General features: G+C 65.7%; 15 protein-coding genes and 2 pseudogenes. 12 read left to right on the plus strand and 5 right to left on the minus strand.

All coding sequences use genetic code 11. The features are described from left to right. From I5M_RS28110 to I5M_RS28120, 3 genes are all read right to left on the minus strand, one after another. A partial coding sequence (locus I5M_RS28110) for a TolC family protein (RefSeq protein ID WP_031337886.1) occupies positions 1–355 on the minus strand: 355 nt, incomplete at its 3' end. Continuing rightward, positions 352–3,585 (minus strand): efflux RND transporter permease subunit, encoded by a 3,234-nt coding sequence (locus I5M_RS28115; protein WP_022724442.1) that lies wholly within the window; start codon positions 3,583–3,585, stop codon positions 352–354. The genes I5M_RS28110 and I5M_RS28115, both read right to left, overlap by 4 nt. A gap of 9 nt (positions 3,586–3,594) precedes the next feature. Further along, positions 3,595–4,803, minus strand: coding sequence for an efflux RND transporter periplasmic adaptor subunit (locus I5M_RS28120; protein WP_022724443.1), 1,209 nt, complete (start codon positions 4,801–4,803; stop codon positions 3,595–3,597). Between the two features lie 194 nt (positions 4,804–4,997). Here I5M_RS28120 and I5M_RS28125 point away from each other — a divergent pair, with 194 nt between their 5' ends. Together I5M_RS28125 and I5M_RS28130 are read left to right on the plus strand one after the other, a co-directional pair. After that, positions 4,998–5,672 carry a response regulator transcription factor gene (locus I5M_RS28125; RefSeq protein ID WP_022724444.1) on the plus strand — a complete coding sequence of 225 codons (675 nt, stop codon included), beginning with the start codon at positions 4,998–5,000 and terminating at the stop codon, positions 5,670–5,672. Beyond that, positions 5,673–7,061, plus strand: coding sequence for a cell wall metabolism sensor histidine kinase WalK (locus I5M_RS28130; RefSeq protein WP_022724445.1), 1,389 nt, complete (start codon positions 5,673–5,675; stop codon positions 7,059–7,061). It abuts the gene before it with no gap. A 3-nt stretch (positions 7,062–7,064) separates the two neighbouring features. On the opposite strand, the gene I5M_RS28135 is transcribed toward I5M_RS28130, so the two are convergent. Then, the gene (locus I5M_RS28135; RefSeq protein ID WP_022724446.1) at positions 7,065–7,967 is read right to left on the minus strand and encodes a LysR family transcriptional regulator; all 903 of its coding nucleotides are present in this window, start codon (positions 7,965–7,967) and stop codon (positions 7,065–7,067) included. Positions 7,968–8,114: 147 nt separating this feature from the next. On the opposite strand from I5M_RS28135, the gene I5M_RS28140 reads away from it, so the two are divergent. The 10 genes and pseudogenes from I5M_RS28140 to I5M_RS28185 all read left to right on the plus strand — a co-directional run. Beyond that, positions 8,115–9,335: an amino acid ABC transporter substrate-binding protein gene (locus I5M_RS28140; protein WP_022724447.1), complete on the plus strand. Its 1,221-nt coding sequence runs from the start codon at positions 8,115–8,117 to the stop codon at positions 9,333–9,335. A gap of 176 nt (positions 9,336–9,511) precedes the next feature. Further along, on the plus strand, positions 9,512–10,378 hold the full coding sequence (locus tag I5M_RS28145; protein WP_022724448.1) for a branched-chain amino acid ABC transporter permease: 867 nt from the start codon (positions 9,512–9,514) through the stop codon (positions 10,376–10,378). Continuing rightward, on the plus strand, positions 10,375–11,310 hold the full coding sequence (locus I5M_RS28150) for a branched-chain amino acid ABC transporter permease (RefSeq protein ID WP_022724449.1): 936 nt from the start codon (positions 10,375–10,377) through the stop codon (positions 11,308–11,310). Before I5M_RS28145 ends, I5M_RS28150 begins: the two co-directional genes overlap by 4 nt. Then, a complete protein-coding gene (locus I5M_RS28155) occupies positions 11,303–12,052 on the plus strand; it encodes an ABC transporter ATP-binding protein (RefSeq protein ID WP_022724450.1) in 750 nt (249 codons plus the stop codon). Before I5M_RS28150 ends, I5M_RS28155 begins: the two co-directional genes overlap by 8 nt. After that, entirely contained in the window at positions 12,045–12,776 is a 732-nt protein-coding gene (locus I5M_RS28160; protein ID WP_022724451.1) for an ABC transporter ATP-binding protein, read from the plus strand. The genes I5M_RS28155 and I5M_RS28160 overlap by 8 nt, the downstream gene beginning before the upstream one ends. A gap of 29 nt (positions 12,777–12,805) precedes the next feature. Continuing rightward, a complete protein-coding gene (locus I5M_RS28165) occupies positions 12,806–13,555 on the plus strand; it encodes a hypothetical protein (RefSeq protein ID WP_022724452.1) in 750 nt (249 codons plus the stop codon). Positions 13,556–13,577: 22 nt separating this feature from the next. Next, complete coding sequence (locus I5M_RS28170; RefSeq protein WP_022724453.1) at positions 13,578–14,396, plus strand: aspartate dehydrogenase; 819 nt, start codon at positions 13,578–13,580, stop codon at positions 14,394–14,396. 152 nt (positions 14,397–14,548) lie between these two features. After that, positions 14,549–15,163, plus strand: a complete 615-nt coding sequence (locus I5M_RS28175; protein WP_031337892.1) for a ribonuclease D — start codon at positions 14,549–14,551, stop codon at positions 15,161–15,163. A gap of 243 nt (positions 15,164–15,406) precedes the next feature. After that, positions 15,407–16,171, plus strand: coding sequence for an LPS export ABC transporter periplasmic protein LptC (lptC, locus tag I5M_RS28180; protein WP_022724455.1), 765 nt, complete (start codon positions 15,407–15,409; stop codon positions 16,169–16,171). A gap of 128 nt (positions 16,172–16,299) precedes the next feature. Beyond that, positions 16,300–16,719: pseudogene (locus tag I5M_RS28185) on the plus strand (LptA/OstA family protein); the annotation flags it as partial. A 101-nt stretch (positions 16,720–16,820) separates the two neighbouring features. Here the strand turns inward: I5M_RS28185 and I5M_RS33980 are convergent. Further along, positions 16,821–17,141, minus strand: a pseudogene (locus I5M_RS33980) (branched-chain amino acid ABC transporter permease); the annotation flags it as partial. Positions 17,142–17,261: the final 120 nt, after the last annotated feature.

Raw genomic sequence — 17,261 nt, forward strand, 5'->3', positions numbered from 1 at the left:
CGTAGCTCGCCCCGACCTGCGGGAAGTACAAGCCGCGCTGCGCCAGAGCATTGTAGCGCGCGAGCTTCAGGGCGGCATCGGCGGCCTGCAGCGACGGATTGTTGGTCACCGCCGCTCGGATCAGCCGATCGAGCGGCGCCGAATGAAACGCCGCCCACCACCGCGTCGGGATTTCTTCGGCCGCCACGAACGGCGCAGCGCCCTGCTTGCCGCCGGCCGCTGGCAGCGGCGCGGCGGTGTAGCGATCGAGGGGCGGTTTTGCGGGGGTGGTGAAGTCCGGACCGACCGCGCAGCCCCCAAGCAGCACGCAGATCGCGCTCGCCATCAGGCTGCGCCCGGCGCTCGTGCGGCTCATGTCCGCTCCTCCGGCGTAGCGCTGGCGTTCTGCTCGGGCGCCGGGACAGGATCGCGCAGGAAGAGCTTGCGGAGTGCCGGCGCCACCACGAGCAGCAGCACCGGCCCGATGAACATGCCGCCGACCACGACGGTGGCGAGCGGGCGCTGCACCTGGCTGCCGATGTCGTGCGACAGCGCCGCGGGAAACAGGCCGACGCCGGCCGACAGCGCCGTCATCAGCATCGGCCGCATGCGCTGCTCGGACGCCTGCAGCACCGCATCCGCGGTCGAGACGCCGGTCGCGCGCAGCTCGCGCACATAGGTGATGTTGAGAATGCCGTCCATCACCGCGACGCCGAGCAGCGAGATGAAGCCGATCGCGGCCGAGACGCTGAAATTGAGCCCGGTGAGATACAGCGCGATCAATCCGCCGCCGGCCGCGAACGGGATGCCGACCAGCGCCAGCAGGCTGTCGCGGATGGTGTTGAACAGCGCGTACAGCAGCACGAACACCAGCAGCAGCGTGATCGGCACGACGATCATCAGCCGCTGCTTGGCTTCCTGCAGATTGTCGAACTCACCCGACCAGATCAGCCGGTAGCCGACCGGCAATTGCACGGCTTCGGCGACGCGTTTCTGGGCTTCCTCGACAGTACTGCCGAGATCGCGGCCGCGGACGCTGAACTTGATCGGGATGTACCGCTGGCTCTTCTCGCGATAGATGAACGACGCGCCGGTATCGAGCGAGATATCGGCGAGTTCGCTGAGCGGGATGTAAGCGTTCGTCCCGCTCGGCGTTGCGTAGGCGACCTTCAACTCGCGGATCGCGTCCACGCTCTGGCGAAACCGTGGATCGAGCCGTACCACGACGGCGAACTGGCGGTCGGCTTCGAGCACAGTCGTAGCCGTGCTGCCGCCGACCGCGGCCTGAATAACCGAATTGACGTCGCCGGTGTTGAGTCCGTAGCGCGCCGCGCGCCCGCGATCGACCCGGATGTTGAGATTGGGCTGGCCGAGCAGATGAAACACGCCGAGGTCGGCGACGCCGCGGACCCGCGCCATCTCCTGCATGACCTTGGTGGCGAGTTGCTCCAGCACCTGCAGATTGGGGCCCACGATCTTGACCGAGTTGGCCCCCTTCACGCCGGACAGCGCCTCTTCGATGTTGTCCTGAATGTACTGCGAGAAGTTGAAGGTGACGCCGGGCAGTTCGGCGTCGAACTCCTTCTGCAACTGATCGGCCAGCATGTCCTTGGTCAGGCCCTTCGGCCATTCCGAGAACGGCTTCACCGGGGCGAACAGCTCGACATTGGAAAAGGCCGAGGCGTCACTGCCATTGTCCGGACGGCCATGCTGCGACACCACGGTAACGATTTCAGGATGGCGCAGCAGGATCTCGCGCATCTTGCGGACGTAGGTCGTTCCCGCATCGAGCGACATCGTCGGCGGCATCGCGGCACGGATCCAGAAATTGCCTTCCTCCAGCGCTGGCAGGAATTCGCTACCGAGCCGCGTCGCCGCCAATCCGGCGACAGCGAGAAACACCAGCCCGGCGATGACCGCGAGCTTCACCCGCGCCAGCGACCAGCGCAGCACCGGCTGATACAATCGGCGCAGAGCGCTGGCGATCCGCGTCTCGTGCTCCTCGACATGCGCCGGCAGCAGCAGCGCGGCCAGCACCGGCGTCACCGTGAAGGTGGCGATCAGCGCGCCGGCCAGCGCATAGCCGTAAGTCCGCGCCATCGGCCCGAAGATCTGGCCTTCGACGCCCTGCATGGTGAACAGCGGCACGAACGCCGTCACCGTGATGGCGGCGGTGAACAGCACCGCCTTGTCGACCTGCAAGGCGCTGGCGAAGATCATCTTCAGCCGCTCGGTCCACACCGGCCGTTCGGGCGACGGCTCGGTCATTGAATCGCGGCTGCCCGCATCCAGCACGGCCAGCATGCGCAATTGCTGAACCGCGGGAGACTGCAGATTACGGAAGACGTTCTCCATCATGATCACGGCGCTATCGACGATGATGCCGAAATCCACCGCGCCGAGTGACAGCAGATTGGCATCCTCGCCGCGCAGTACCAGGATGATGATCGAGAAGAACAACGCGAACGGAATATTGGCGCTGACGATCAGCGCGCTGCGCAGATCGCCGAGGAAGATCCACTGGATAAAGAACACCAGCAGGCAGCCGAAGATCAGATTGTGCAGCACCGTGTGGGTCGTCACCGCGACCAGCACGCTGCGGTCGTAATACGGCACGATCTTCACGCCGGGCGGCAGGCTGCCGTCGCTGTTGAGCCTTGCGACTTCCTGCTTCACCTTGGGGACGATGTCGTTGGTGTGCTGCGTGCGCCCCATCACCACGATGGCGGCGGCGACGTCGTCGCTCTTGTCGCGCCCGGCGATGCCGAGCCGCGGCACGAACCCCACCGAGACTTTGGCCACGTCCTTGACTTGGATCGGCAGCCCTCCCGACTGCGTCAGAACGACATTTTCGATGTCTTTGACCTTGTAGCCACCCGCGATCGAATCGTCGCCGCCGCTGTCGATCAGGCCGATGCCGCGGATGTTGACCGATTGCTGGCCGATGCTGATCTCGCGGGCGCCGACATTGATGTTGGCGTTGCCGAGCGCCGTGACCAGTTGCGGGACGGTGATGTTGTAGGATTCGAGTTTCTGCAGATCGGCATCGACGTTAAACTGCTTGGTGGTGCCGCCCCAGGCATTGATCTGCACCACGCCCGGCACGGTCATCAACCGCCGCGCCACGACGTAGTCCTGCACGGTGCGCAGATTGGTCAGGCCGTAATTCGGCGGGCCGACGAGCTGATAGCGATAGATCTCGCCGACCAGACTGGATTGCTGGATGGTCGGCACCAGATTGTTCGGCAGCGTGATGTTCTGGGTGATCGAGTTGGTAGTCTGCGTCAGCGCGAAATAGTAGTCGATGCCGTAGCGAAAAGTGACGCGGACGAACGACAGGCCGTAGAACGACGTCGAGCGGATCGTCTCGACCCCCGGCGTCGGATAGAGCCCGACCTCCATCGGGATCGTGTAGTACTTCTCCATCTCCTCGGCCGACAGACCGGGCGCCTGCGCGGTGATCTCCAGGATCACCGGCGCCGGGTTGGGATAGGCCTCGACATTCAGCCGCATGAAGGCGGCGATGCCGGCACCGACGAACACGATCAGCGCCAGCACGATGATCGCCTTCCGGGTCAGGCAGAATGCGATGAGGCCCTTGAGCACGCGGACCGCCTAGCTGCTGGCCGCGTTGGCGAGCTTGTTGCTCAGGAATATCGCGCCGCTGGTGACGACGAGCTCGCCCGGCGCGACGCCTTCGAGAATCTGCCGGCGGCCGTCCTGCGCGACGCCGATCTTCACGGTGCGCCGCTCGAACACACGGCGATCGCGCGTCACCCAGATCGACATCGTGCCGTCGCCCTCGCGCACCACCGCGTCCATCTTCAGCGCCGGCGACGTCACCGGCGGACCGACGTCGATCGAGAACGTCGCCAGCATCCCGGGCAGCAACAGATTCGACGGGTCCTCGATCTCGCTCCGCACCATGCGGCGGTGCGTGTTCGAATCGATACTGGCGCCGAGCGTCGTGATCCGGCCGCGAAAGATGCGATCGGGGAAAGCCGCGACCTTCACCTCGACCGGCTGGCCGAGTTTGAACGACGGCGCGTCGGTCTCGACCACGTTGGCGACCATCCATTTCAGCGACAGATTCGCCAATGTCAGCGGTGCCGGCGCATTGCCGGGCTGGACGTAGAGACCCGGTGCGGCGCTACGGGCCGTCACTTGTCCATCGACGGGGCTACGCACGATCAGGGTCGAATCCACCTTGCGCTCGGCGATCACCCGGTCGATCTCCGCATCGGTCTTGCCGAAAATGCGCACCGCATCGCGGGCGGCCTTGTAGTTGCCTTCGGCCGTCTGCTGATCCGACGTGGCCTGATCGACTTCGCGCTGGGATATGCCGCCGATCTTCAGCAATTGGCGCAAGCGGCCGAGCGCGCGGTTCTGCAACTCCAGCACGCCCGCAGTGGCGAGAAGCGTCGATTCCGCCTGAAGCAGGTCCGGGCTGTCGATCGTGAACACCGGCGCACCGGCCTTGACCTGATCGCCGATGTTGGCGGACGCGTTGATGATGCGGCCGGCGTAGGGGGTGAAAACCTGGACGAGCAAGTTCTCGTTGTACGCAATGGTGCCGACCGCATCCTTGGTGATGCGGAAGGAGCGTTTCTCAACCGGCTCGATCGTCACCGCGTCGACCTGCTTGGCCGACAGCGCCACCGTCTGACGTTGCAGGTCGACGCCATCATGCTCGGGCGAGGCGACAGCGACCGTATCGGCACCGACATCGCGACCTAAACCACTCCTGTGCAGCCCGGCCACGATGACCGCCGCGATCAGCGCGACGCAAGCGAACAGAACCGGGCGTTGCCAGCGACGCGCCATTGCCAACCTGTTTCGGCCAAAATCGGACCGGCGTGTCGGCCCAATTACTGGAAGATTGCACTAGCAGTGCAAGCTTACATGCACCTTACAACCCTGCAATTGCTCCCCGTGCCCTTACGCGTGACTGCCGGTTTAAGGATTATCTTGTGCACCTCCCCGTGTTAGTAGAACGCGCCACCACTCAATAGCTGCACATGCGCATCCTGATCGTCGAGGACAACAACGAACTGGCCGGCCTGATTTCGCGCGGTCTTGCGGCATCGGGCTACGAGCTGGACGTAGTGAACGGGCTCGGCGATGCACGCCTGGCGCTCGCCGGCGTCGGCTATCTCGCGCTGATCCTCGATCTAGGCCTGCCCGACGGCGACGGCATGGCGCTACTACGTGAGCTGCGCGCCAAAGAAGAGCCGATCCCCGTGTTGATCCTGACGGCGCGCAGCGGTCTCGACGACCGCGTCGCCGGACTGAAGAATGGAGCGGACGATTATCTGGTCAAGCCCTTCGCAATCGAAGAGCTCGTCGCGCGCCTTCAGGCGATTCTGCGCCGGCCGGGACAACTGCTCGGCCGGTCGCTCAGCTTGGCGAACCTCACCTACGATACGGAGAGTCGGCAAGTCTTCATCGGCGGCGAGCCGCGACTGCTCTCGGCGCGAGAACTCACGGTGCTCGAAATCCTGCTGCGCCGGCAGGGCCGCGTCGTGCCGAAGAAAGCCATCGAGGACCACATGTTCGGCCTCACCGGCGAGGTCGCGTCGAACGCCATCGAGGTCTATGTGTCGCGGCTGCGCAAGCAGCTCGACGCCTTCGCTGCCACGGTCGAGATTCGCACGATCCGCGGCGTCGGTTATCTGCTGTCGGAGGCGAAGTAAGTGCTGCGCCGAGGCTCGCTCGCCTTCCGCGTGCTGCTGCTGCACACGGTCGCGCTGACGATCACCGCTGTGATCCTGCCGCTGATTCTGGTTTGGCTGCTCGGCCGCGAGGTCGACCGGCTGCACGAACAGACGATGCGGCGCCAAGCCGAAGTCGTCGCCCAACATATCGCGCCTGATGCCGACGGACATCTCACGCTGGACTTGCCGCAAGATCTCCGAGACCTGTACTCGGCGGCCTATGGCCGCTACGCCTATGCGATCATCGACGCGTCCGGAAAAGTGCTGTTCAGCTCGAACGGTAGCGCCACGCCATTGCTGCCGCTCCCGAGGAAAAATTCGGCAACAACTTCCGCGCCGCTGCCGGGCAAAGATATCTTCACCGGTGACGGCATCACCCGGACGATCGGCGGCCACGTGCTGACCATTCAGGTCGCCGAAGATCTGTCGCATCGCGACGTCATCACCGACGACATCGTCGCCGACTTCTTCCGCACCGTCGGCTGGATCACGCTGCCGACCCTGCTGCTGTTACTCGCGATCGACATCGTGATCTTTCGCCGCGCCATGCGGCCGCTGGTCGACGCCTCGGAGCGCGCTGCCGCGATCGGACCGGCGCGGGCCGGCATCCGCCTGCCGGCCGTCGGCATTCCGCGCGAAGTGCAGCCGCTGGTCGCAGCGGTGAACCAGGCGTTCGACCGGCTCGAGCACGGCTATCGCGAACAGCGCCGCTTCACCGCCGATGCCGCGCACGAATTGCGCACGCCGCTGGCGATCCTGAATGCGCGGATCGAAACGCTCGGCGCCGCGCAGGACAACAAGGATCTGCGCCGCAACATCGAGACCATGAGCCGCATCGTCGCGCAATTGCTCGACGTCGCCGAGCTCGACGGCATGCGGATCGATCCGTCCGAGGTCGTCGATCTGTCGCAGATCGCCGTCGAGATCATCGAGCAGATGGCCCCGGTGGCGCTAGATGCCGGCAAGGACATCGAACTGATCGGCGGCGAGTCGCCCGCCGAAGTCCACGCCCATGCCGAGATGGTGCGGCGCGCGATGCGCAATCTGGTCGAAAACGCCGTCCGCCATACGGCGGCGGGCACCGCGGTCACCATCGAGGTCGGGCGTGACGGCTCCATCAGCATTCGCGACCACGGCCCGGGCATCGCGCCTATCGACCGCGCCGCCGTGTTCCAACGCTTCTGGCGCGGCGACCGGACCCGCAGCGACGGCGCGGGCCTCGGCCTGTCGATCGTCAAGACGGTGATGGACGAACATGACGGCGCAATCGAAATCGGCGACGCCCCCGGCGGCGGCGCAATCTTCACGATGCGCTTTCGCGCAACTCATCCACCGGCCCTCGCCAGCGATCCCGCTGCAGCGACGTGATCGTCAGTCCGTCCGCGTCTTCATCCGCGCCACCAGCAGGTCGGCGACCAGGCGGCACGACGGCGACATGTTGCGCGAGGCGAGCCGCACCAGCGTGACCTGCGTGGCTTCGAGCCGCTTGTCGCGCAGCGGCACCGCCACCAGCCGGCCGGCCTCGATCGCATGCATCGCGGTGTCGCGCGGCAGGAAGGTGGCGAGATCGGTGCGCGACGCCAGCATCTGGGCGAACGCCAGCGAGTTGGTCTCGCTGCAGACCTCGAGCCGGATCTTGGCGGTGGCGCAGGCTCGGTCGATCTCCTGACGAATGCCGAACGACGGATCCGGCACCACGACGCGCAGCCCGTCGAGCTCCTTGACCGAGCAGCTGCGACGCCCCGCCAGCGGATGGTTCGGCGCGACGATCAGGCACAGCGATTGCCGCATCCGCGCCAGCTCGATGAGGTCGCGCCGCGGCGCCGGACCGAACACGAGGCCGAGATCGACTTCGTTGCGGCCGACGCTTTCGGCGACTGCGCGCGAGCCGAGTACGGTGGTCACCACCGTTACGCCCGGATAGTCGGTCGCCAGATCGATCAGGAAGTTGGAGAGAAAGTTCGCCAGCATCCCTTCGACGGTGGCGAACCTGATCTGGCCGCGCCGCATCGTCTCGAATTCCTGCACCCGGGCGCGGATGCCGTCGAGCTGGCTGCGGTTCTCGACCGCGTAGCGATACAGCAGCCGGCCGGCGTCGGTGAGCACCATGCCGCGGGCGCCGCGATCGAACAGCTTGACGGCGAGCTCCTCCTCGATCGCCTGAACCTGCCGGCTGATCGCGCTCGGCGCAATCCGCAGCGTCGCAGCGGCCTGCTTGATCGAGCCGCATTCGGTGACTTCGCGAAAATAACGGATGGCGGCAGATTCGATCATCGGCACCTCGCGTAAGCCGCTGCTTAGAACCGCGGCAGCGGCTGACTAGAGTTCGAATTATTCGATCCGAGCCCTCTAATTTCAATGCTTTTATTCGAATGGAGGGTTTGGCAGACTTTGCCGCACAGAACGCCAAGGAGAAAACGCATGTCTGCCTCGTGGGTCGCCCGCTGCCTTCGCCTTTCCGTTCCGCTCGGCGCTCTGGCGCTGGCCGCCGGCGCCTTCGCCGGCCCGGCCGCAGCCGAGGACGTCATCAAGATCGGCGCGCCGCTGCCGATTACCGGGCCGCTGGCGCCCGAAGCGGTGAAGCAGCAGCAGGGCTACGATTTGTGGGCCGAGCAGGCCAACAAGGCCGGCGGCATCAATGTCGGCGGCAAGAAGTACAAGGTCGAGATCGTCTACACCGACTATCAGTCCAATACCCCGCGCGCCGTGCAGGCGACCGAGCAGCTGATCACCCAGAACAACGTCAACTTCCTGTTCGCCGCGTTCGGCTCCGGCGCCGCCAAGGCGGCCTCGACGGTCTCCGAGAAATACAAAGTGCCGACGCTGGCGGCGACCGCCTCCTCGGTGCAGGTCTACGACCAAGGCTACAAATATCTGTTCGGCACCTTCACGCCCAACGACACGCTGACCACGCCGCTGACCAAGATCATCAAGGCGCAAGTGCCCGACGTGAAGAAGGTCGCGATCCTGGCGCGCAACGATCTGTTCCCGCTGGCGATCGCCCAGGAAATGGAGAAGTCCGCCAAGGACAACGGCTTCGAGGTCGTCTACTTCGAGAAATACGCGATCGGCACGCTCGATCACTCGGCGGCGCTGTCGGCCATCAAGGCGCTGTCGCCGCAGTGGATCTTCGTCACCGGCTACACCAACGACCTGTTGCAGATCCGCAAGCAGATGGTCGACCAGCAGATGAAGGCGCCGGTGGTGTCGATGATCGCCGGCCCGGCCTATCAGGAATTCATCGACGCGCTCGGCAAGAGCGCCGAGAACGTTACCAGCGCGGCGTGGTGGCATCCGGCCGAACAATACGACGGCAAGGACATTTTCGGCTCCACCGCCAACTTCGTGAAGCTGTTCAAGGAGAAGTACAAGTCCGAGCCCGACTACGGCCAGGCCTCGGCGGCACTGTGCGGCGCGTTGTTCCAGCTCGCCATCGAGAAGGCCGGCTCGATCGACCGCGACAAGGTGCGCGACGCGCTCGCCTCGCTCGACGTCACCACCTTCTTCGGCCCGGTGAAATTCGGCGCCAACGGCCAGATCAACTCGCTCGATCCGCCAGTCTTCCAGATCCAGGGCGGCAAGCCGGTCGTGCTGTTCCCGCAGGCGATCAAGCAGGGCGAACTGAAGGTCGGCGTGGAGTAAGCGGTCGCTATTAGCTCCTACCCACCCTCGTCATTGCGAGGAGCGAAGCGACGAAGCAATCCAGCTCCGTGCACTGAGCTTCTGGATTGCTTCGCTTCGCTCGCAATGACGGGGCTGATGCCTCGTTAGATTAACTTGCTCCGCAACATCTCGTCGTCTCCAGGTAACCCGCTCTCATGCAAGCCATGCAGATCCTGATCAACGCGCTGGTGCTGGGCAGTCTTTATGCCTGCATCGCGATCGGGTTCTCGCTGGTGTGGGGCGTGCTCAACGTCATCAACCTGATCCACGGCTCGTTCATCGTGCTCGGCGCCTATCTGGCGTTCGGCCTGTATCAGTCGCTGCATCTGTCGCCGTGGTACGCGATCTTCGTCGCGGCGCCGCTGTTCTTCGCGCTCGGCTACGTCATCCAGCGGCTGATCCTCAACCGCGTGATCACCGCGCCGGTGCTGGTGACGCTGACGCTGACGTTCGGGCTCGACCTGATCCTCAACAACGCGATGATCTATTTCTTCACCGCGGATTATCGCAAGCTGACGCTGTCGCCGCCGCTCGGCTCGGTGTCGATCGCCGGCGCCGTGGTGCCGGTCGATCGCCTGATCGCCACCGCGACTGCGCTGCTGCTCACCGGCCTGCTGTATCTGTTGCTGCGGCGCTCGCGGATCGGCCGCGCCATCGTGGCGGTGCGGCTCGATCGCGATGCCGCGGTGCTGATGGGCGTGCACGTGCCGTCGATCTACGCGGTGGCGTTCGGCCTCGGCGCGGCGCTGGCCGGCTGCGCCGGCGTGCTGATGGCGCTGATCTTCCCGATCTCGCCGCTGACGTCCTCCGCCTATCTCGGCAAGGCTTTCGTGGTCTGCGTGCTCGGCGGCCTCGGCAGCGTCTCCGGCGCGCTGGCCGGCGGACTTCTGCTGGCACTGGTCGAGAGCGTCGGCTCGACCTATCTGGGTCCGTCCCACGCCACCACGCTGTCGTTCCTGCTGCTGATCATCTTCCTGATCCTGCGCCCGCAGGGCCTGGTCGGCCGGAAGGGTTTCGAATGACCCGCAGCAATATCGCCCTGCTGATCCTGATCGCCTGCGTGGCAGCGCTGCCGCTGTTCGGCGGCGCCTATGCGCTACGGCTCGGCACCATCGCCTGCATGTACGCGGTGCTGGCGCTGTCGTGGAACGTGGTCGGCGGCTTCGCGGGCTATCCGTCCTTCGCCACCGCGGCGTTCTTCGGCTTCGGCGCGTATTTCGCCGGCGTGCTGATGGGCAAGGGCTGGCCGCTCGCAGCCGCCGTGGTGGCCGCCGCCATCGCGGCGCTGATCGCCGCCACCCTGCTCGGCGCCGTACTGCTGCGACTGCGCGGTCACTACTTCGCCATCGCCAGCCTGTCGCTCGCCGAAGTGCTGCGCGAGGTCGTCAACAACGCCACCGATCTCACCGGCGGCGGCATGGGGCTCAACATCCCGCTCGCCTCCGGCTCGGGCGTGATGGCCGAGGCGACTTTCTATTTCTACGCGATGTGGGGCGTGATGCTGCTCACCGCCATCATGGTGATCGTCGTCGCCCAGACCAAGCTCGGCTTCGCGCTGAACTGCATCCGCCAGAACGAGACCGCCTCCAGCATGGTCGGGCTCAACACCACGCTGGCCAAGAGCATCGGCTTCGGTCTCTCCGCCTGCTTCGTCGCGGCGGCCGGCGGCATCTATGCCGCATGGGTGCACTACATCGATCCGTCCGACGTGTTCGACATCCTGTATTCGGTCAAGCCGATCGTCATGGCGCTGATGGGCGGGCTCGGCTCGCCGCTTGGCGTCGCCTGCGGCGCCTTCCTGTATCTCGGCCTCGAAGAAGTGGTGTGGCGCAACTACATTCAGATCCACACCGGTGTGCTCGGCGTGCTGATCGTGCTGCTGCTGTTGTTCCTGCCGCACGGCCTGACCTCGCTGCGTTTCGACCGGCTGAGGCGGAGGGCGAAGCATGCCTGAGCTGCTCCGCCTCACCGGCGTGTCGCGCCGCTTCTCCGGCCTGCAGGCGCTGCGCGACGTCAACCTGTCGGTCGCGCCCGGCGAAGTGCTCGGCCTGATCGGCCCCAACGGCGCCGGCAAGACCACGCTGGTCAACACCATCTGCGGCGTCACGCCGGCCAATTCCGGCACCATCCTGTTCGACGGCACCGACATCACCCGCACCAAGCCCTATCAGGCGGCGCGGCGCGGCCTGTCGCGCACCTTTCAGATCGTGCAGCCGTTCGCCGAGTTCTCGGCGCTCGACAACGTCGCCGCCGCAGCGCTGTTCTCGCAGCCGGGCGAAAGCCTGAAATCGGCGCGCGAAGCGGCACGCGAGCATCTCGCCTTCGTCGGCCTCGACGCCCAGGCCGACCAGCCGGCCGCGACGCTGACGCTGGCGATGCGCAAGCGGCTCGAGCTCGCCAAGGCGCTGGCGATGCAGCCCAAGCTGCTGTTTCTCGACGAGGTCAATGCCGGGCTCAACAGCGCCGAGGTCGAGCGCGCCACCGAACTGATCCATCAGCTTGCACGCAGCGGCATCACCATCGTGATGATCGAGCATCTGATGAAGGTGGTGCTCAACGTCTGCACCCGCATCGTCGTGCTGCACAACGGACATCCGATCGCCGACGGCGCGCCGCGCGAGGTGATCAGCAACCCGGCGGTCGTCGAGGCCTATCTCGGGCAGCAATACGCGCAGCGGACCGCCCGCCATGGCTGAGCAGCTGATCCTCGAAGCCAAAGGGCTCGATGCCGGCTACGGCGAGATCCAGGTGCTGTGGGGCGTCGACCTCGCCGTCCGTCGCGGCGAGATCACCGCGCTGATCGGCTCCAATGGGGCCGGCAAGACGACCTTGATGCGGGCGCTATCCGGCCTGATCGCCATCCGCGGCGGCCTCTATCGCTCTGGAGGCGACGATCTCGCCGGCCGCAGCGCCGCCGAGATCCTGGCGCACGGTATCGTTCACGTGCCCGAAGGAAGGCGGCTGTTCGGCGCCATGAGCGTCGAAGAGAACCTGCTTATGGGCGCTTACTTGCGCACGGCCGGCCGCGCCGAGATCAGGCAGGACCTCGACCGCGTCTACACGACGTTCCCGCGGCTCCGCGAGCGCCGCAATCAGCAGGCCGCGACGCTGTCCGGCGGCGAACAGCAGATGTGCGCGATCGGCCGCGGCCTGATGAGCGCGCCGCAACTACTCATGATCGACGAACTCTCGCTCGGCCTGTCGCCGCTGCTGGTCGAGCAACTGGTCGATGCGCTGCGCGTCCTCAACAAGGCCGGCACCTCGATCCTCTTGGTCGAGCAGGACGTCACCATCGCGCTCGACCTGTGCCACCGCGCTTTCGTGATGGACATGGGCCGAATCGTCCGCGAGGGCTCGGGCGAAGAGCTGCTGGCCGACCCGATCGTCCGCGACGCCTATCTGGGCGTGCTGCAGGAATAATTCAAAGCGACCAATCGGAAAGAGGACACATGATCGAGACCGTCGAAGCGCCGAACAGCGGCTATCGCTACATGCCGGGCGTCTTCCAATATTCCTGCGGCATCGCGGCGCTGCCGGGCTACGCGATCGAGCGCGTGCGCTTTGCCAATCCGGTGCCGCTGAAGCAAGGCTTTGCCAAAATCGCCGAGATCATCAAGGCCGCCGGCCGGCCGCTGACCGCGTTCGGCGCCTGCGAACTGCGCTCGCCCGCGCCGTTCACCGAGGACGGCTTCAAGGCGTTCAACGAGATCTATATCGAGACGCTGATCGAATGGGGCGTGATGAAGGACCGCGTCAATCCGGTGGCGCGGAGTAACGTCTGTCCCAAGATCGATCCGCCGTCCGAGCCGAGCTTCTACGCGTTCTCCTACACGGTCGAAGCCAAGGACGCGCCGCCATCCTTCGTCATCGCGGGCAGCGGCGAGTCGGTCGAGGGCAAGACCAACTACCGCGACCACATTGTCGCGCCCGGCGACACCAGCCCGACCGGCATGCTAGCGAAGGCCAAGTTCGTGCTCGACGAGATGGAGCGCCGCATGAGCTCGTTCGGCGGCACCTGGAAGGACACCACTGGCGTGCAGCTCTACACCGTGCAGGACGTCTCCTCGATCCTGGAGAGCGAGCTCGGCAAGCGCGGCGTGTTCCGCCACGGCCTGACCTGGCACTTCAACCGTCCGCCGGTCGAGGGCCTGGACTACGAGATGGATTGCCGCTGCGTGCATCGCGAGCGCGTGGTCTGATCACTCACGAGCGGAGGCGGCGATGAGCACGCAACGACCCAGGCAACGCGTCGCCATCGCCGGCCTCGGTGCCATCGGCAAGACCATCGCGCGCGAACTCGACCGCGGCATCGACGGTCTGATGCTGTCGGCGGTGGCGAGCAGCGCGCCCGAGAAGCACCGCGATTTCCTCGCGTCGTTATCGTCGCCGCCGCAAGTGATGCCGATCGAGTCGCTGTGGGAAGCCGCCGACATCGTCATCGAGGCCGCGCCGAGCCGGCTGCTGCCTACCATCGTGGCTCCGTTCGTCAGCCGCGGCAAAACCGCGATCGTGCTCAGCGCCGCGGCGCTGCTCGACAACGAGGCGCTGATCGCGCAGGCCAAAGCCAATGGCGGCCACATCATCGTGCCGACCGGCGCGCTGATCGGGCTCGATGCCGTCACGGCGGCGGCGGCCGGGACCATCCACTCCGTCCGCATGATCAGCCGCAAGCCAATCGCCGGCCTGCGCGGCGCGCCGTTCATCGTCGAGCGCGGCATCGACATCGACAAGCTCGATGCGCCGCTGAAGCTGTTCGAAGGCACGGCGCGCGAAGCCGGCAAGGGCTTTCCGGCCAATCTCAACGTCGCGGTGGCGCTGTCGCTCGCCGGCATCGGCCCGGATCGCACCATCATCGAGATGTGGGCCGATCCGACCATCACTCGCAACACCCACCGGATCGAGGTCGATTCCGATTCGGCGCGGTTCTCGATGACGATCGAGAACATCCCGTCCGAGAACCCGAAAACCGGCCTGATCACCGCCTTGTCGGTGGTCGCCCTGCTCCGCAAGCGGACCGCGGCGCTGCAGGTCGGCACCTGACCCGCCGGCATTTGACGCTGCGCCTGTCGTAAGTCATTGCTTCGGCTGAGCCGGCCGCACCGTCGCGGCTCGCTTCGCGGCGGCCATAACGATAGGTTTGCTGCCGATTCGGGCCGATGCCGGCCGCTTCATTGCCGAAGGTTTTATTCACCATGACGATCCGCCTGCATCGCGGCGACCTGCCGGACCTGACGCGCTACACCACATCGGTGGCGATCGACACCGAGACCATGGGGCTGCATCCGCACCGCGACCGGCTGTGCGTGGTGCAGCTGTCGAACGGCGACGGCAGCGCCGACGTGGTGCAGATTCCCAAGGGCATTCCCGACGCGCCTAATCTCAAAAAGCTGCTGGGCGATCCCAACGTCGTCAAGATTTTCCACTTCGCCCGCTTCGACGTCGCAGCGCTGTACAACGCCTTCGGCGTGATGCCGCAGCCGGTGTATTGCACCAAGATCGCCTCGCGGCTGTCGCGGACCTATACGGACCGCCATGGCCTCAAGGATCTGGTCCGCGAGCTGCTCAATGTCGACCTGTCCAAGCAGCAGCAGTCGAGCGACTGGGGCGCCGACAATCTGAGCGACGCCCAGCTCGCCTACGCCGCCTCGGACGTGCTGCATCTGCATGCGCTGCGCGACAAGCTTCAGGTGATGCTGGCGCGTGAGAACCGCGCCGATCTGGCTCAGGCCTGCTTCGATTTCCTGCCGATCCGGGCTCGCTTGGACCTCGAAGGCTGGCCCGAAGAGGACATCTTCGCACATTCGTGAGCCGGCGACGGCGTGCCCCGGCTTGCCCGGCAGCGGCAGATTCCCTAGCTGTGCGTAAGGTTTATCGGAGCTGCCGCCCCGTTTCCGACAAACTCCTCGGCCTGATGGCTGAGACCCAAGTGAGTGATTGCTTGCCTGCGGCCATACGGACCGCTTGGCCAGGGGCAGTTCCCGGCTAAATTGCCAGTGGTGTCGATTGAGCCGCCCAAGCCTTCGGGCCGGGCCAAACCTTGAGGAGCAGCGGTGGCTTCGGTCGATACGGCGTCCTACCAGAGCGCGATGAACGTGCGCTTCGCCGCCGCGGCGCGCCACAGCCGGCTGGTGCGCCGGCTGCGCGTCGCGGTGCCGCTGGTGGTCGTGCTGTCGCTGGCCGCCATCATCGCCATCTCGGTGTTCAATCCGTTCCGCTATCTGTCGAAGCTGCCGCTCGACGTCGGTGACCTGGTGGTGTCGGGCTCGAAGATCACCATGGAGGCGCCGCATCTGTCGGGCTTCACGACGGACGGGCGGCCCTATGAATTGTGGGCGCGCAGCGCCACCCAGGACCTCGCCAGCCCCGATCATGTCGACCTGCACACGATGCGATCGAAGATCCTCAACGCCGATCAATCGACCATTACGGTGCAGGCGCGCGACGGCAAGTTCAACACCAAGGCGCAGCTGCTGCATCTGCAAAAGGACGTCTACATGCGGACGTCCACGGGCACCGAAGCCTGGCTGACGCAGGCGGAGATCGACATGGGCAAAAGCACCATGAGCTCCGACGAACCGGTCGATGTCCGCTGGCCCGGCGGCACGCTGCACGGTCAGCGGCTGCGCGTCACCGATCAGGGCGAGACGATGCGATTCGAGGGCGGCGTCGTGATGAACATCGACAATGCCGGGCCGATGCTGCCAGGGACCGAGGCCGCCGCCGAACCCGCCAAAGCCGAGCCGGCGAAAACCGAACCGGCGCCGAAATCCAAGCCGGCGGCGACCAGCCGCCACCGCGAAACCAACAACCGATGAGAGCATCTGCCTTGCCCAATCGGCGAACCTCGATGCTGGCGGCCGGCTTTGCCGCCGCGCTTGCGGGACTGACCTGCGCGGCCGGCCATGCGGCGGCCCAGAGCACCATGCAGGGCGTGCCCAATGCCATGCAGGGCTTCTCGCAAAACCGCGACAAGCCGATCCAGATCGAATCCGACACGCTGGAAGTGCGCGACAAGAAGAAGGAGGCGACCTTCTCGGGCAACGTCAAGGTGATCCAGGGCGACACCACGATGACGTCCAAGACCCTGCTGGTGTTCTACGATCAGGAAGCCGCGCCTGCGGCCGGCGCCAACGCCGGCAAGGCCAAGGCCGCCCCGATGCCGGCTGCGATGCCCGGTCCAGGCGGCACGTCGTCGATCCGCCGGCTCGAAGCCAAGGGCAATGTCGTCGTCACCCAGAAGGATCAGGTCGTCACCGGAAACACTGCGGTGTTCGAGACCAAGACCAACCTGGTCACCATGATGGGCAATGTGGTGCTGACCCAGGGCAAGAACGTGCTGCGCGGCGACCGGCTCTTGGTCGACATGACGACCGGCGTATCGCGGGTCGAATCCGACAGCGGCACGGTCGCCAGCATGATCAGGCCGATGATGATCAGCCGCGGCGGGCCGAGCGTGATCATCACCTTGTCGAAGAACACCACGATCAACGTGCCCACCACTGCGCCGTCGGCGCGGCCGATGCCGCCGATCACCAGCATGGCGAGGCCGAGCAGCACGGTGTCGAAATTGAACAGCGAGAATGCGACGCCGCCGAAATTCGCCGAGTAAAATCCGCCGATGAATCCAAGCGCCACGGATGAGATCAGGAACACCCGCACCCGCGCCTGACGGAAATCGACACCCGTGGCCTGAGCGAATGCCTCACGCTTCTCCGGCGCCATGCGCAGGATGCGGCCCAGCCGCCGGCCGTTGACGAAGCGATACAGCAGGAGCGCCAGCAGCATCAGCGCCAGGCAGGCGTAGTAGGCGATCTGTAGCTGCCCGCTCTGCGACCACTCCTGAGGAATGTAGGTGTCGGCGCCGTAGAGGCCGCCGGTCGCCGCGCCGAACTCCTTCGAGGTGAC

Source organism: Rhodopseudomonas sp. B29 (assembly GCF_000333455.1).
Lineage (GTDB): Bacteria > Pseudomonadota > Alphaproteobacteria > Rhizobiales > Xanthobacteraceae > Rhodopseudomonas.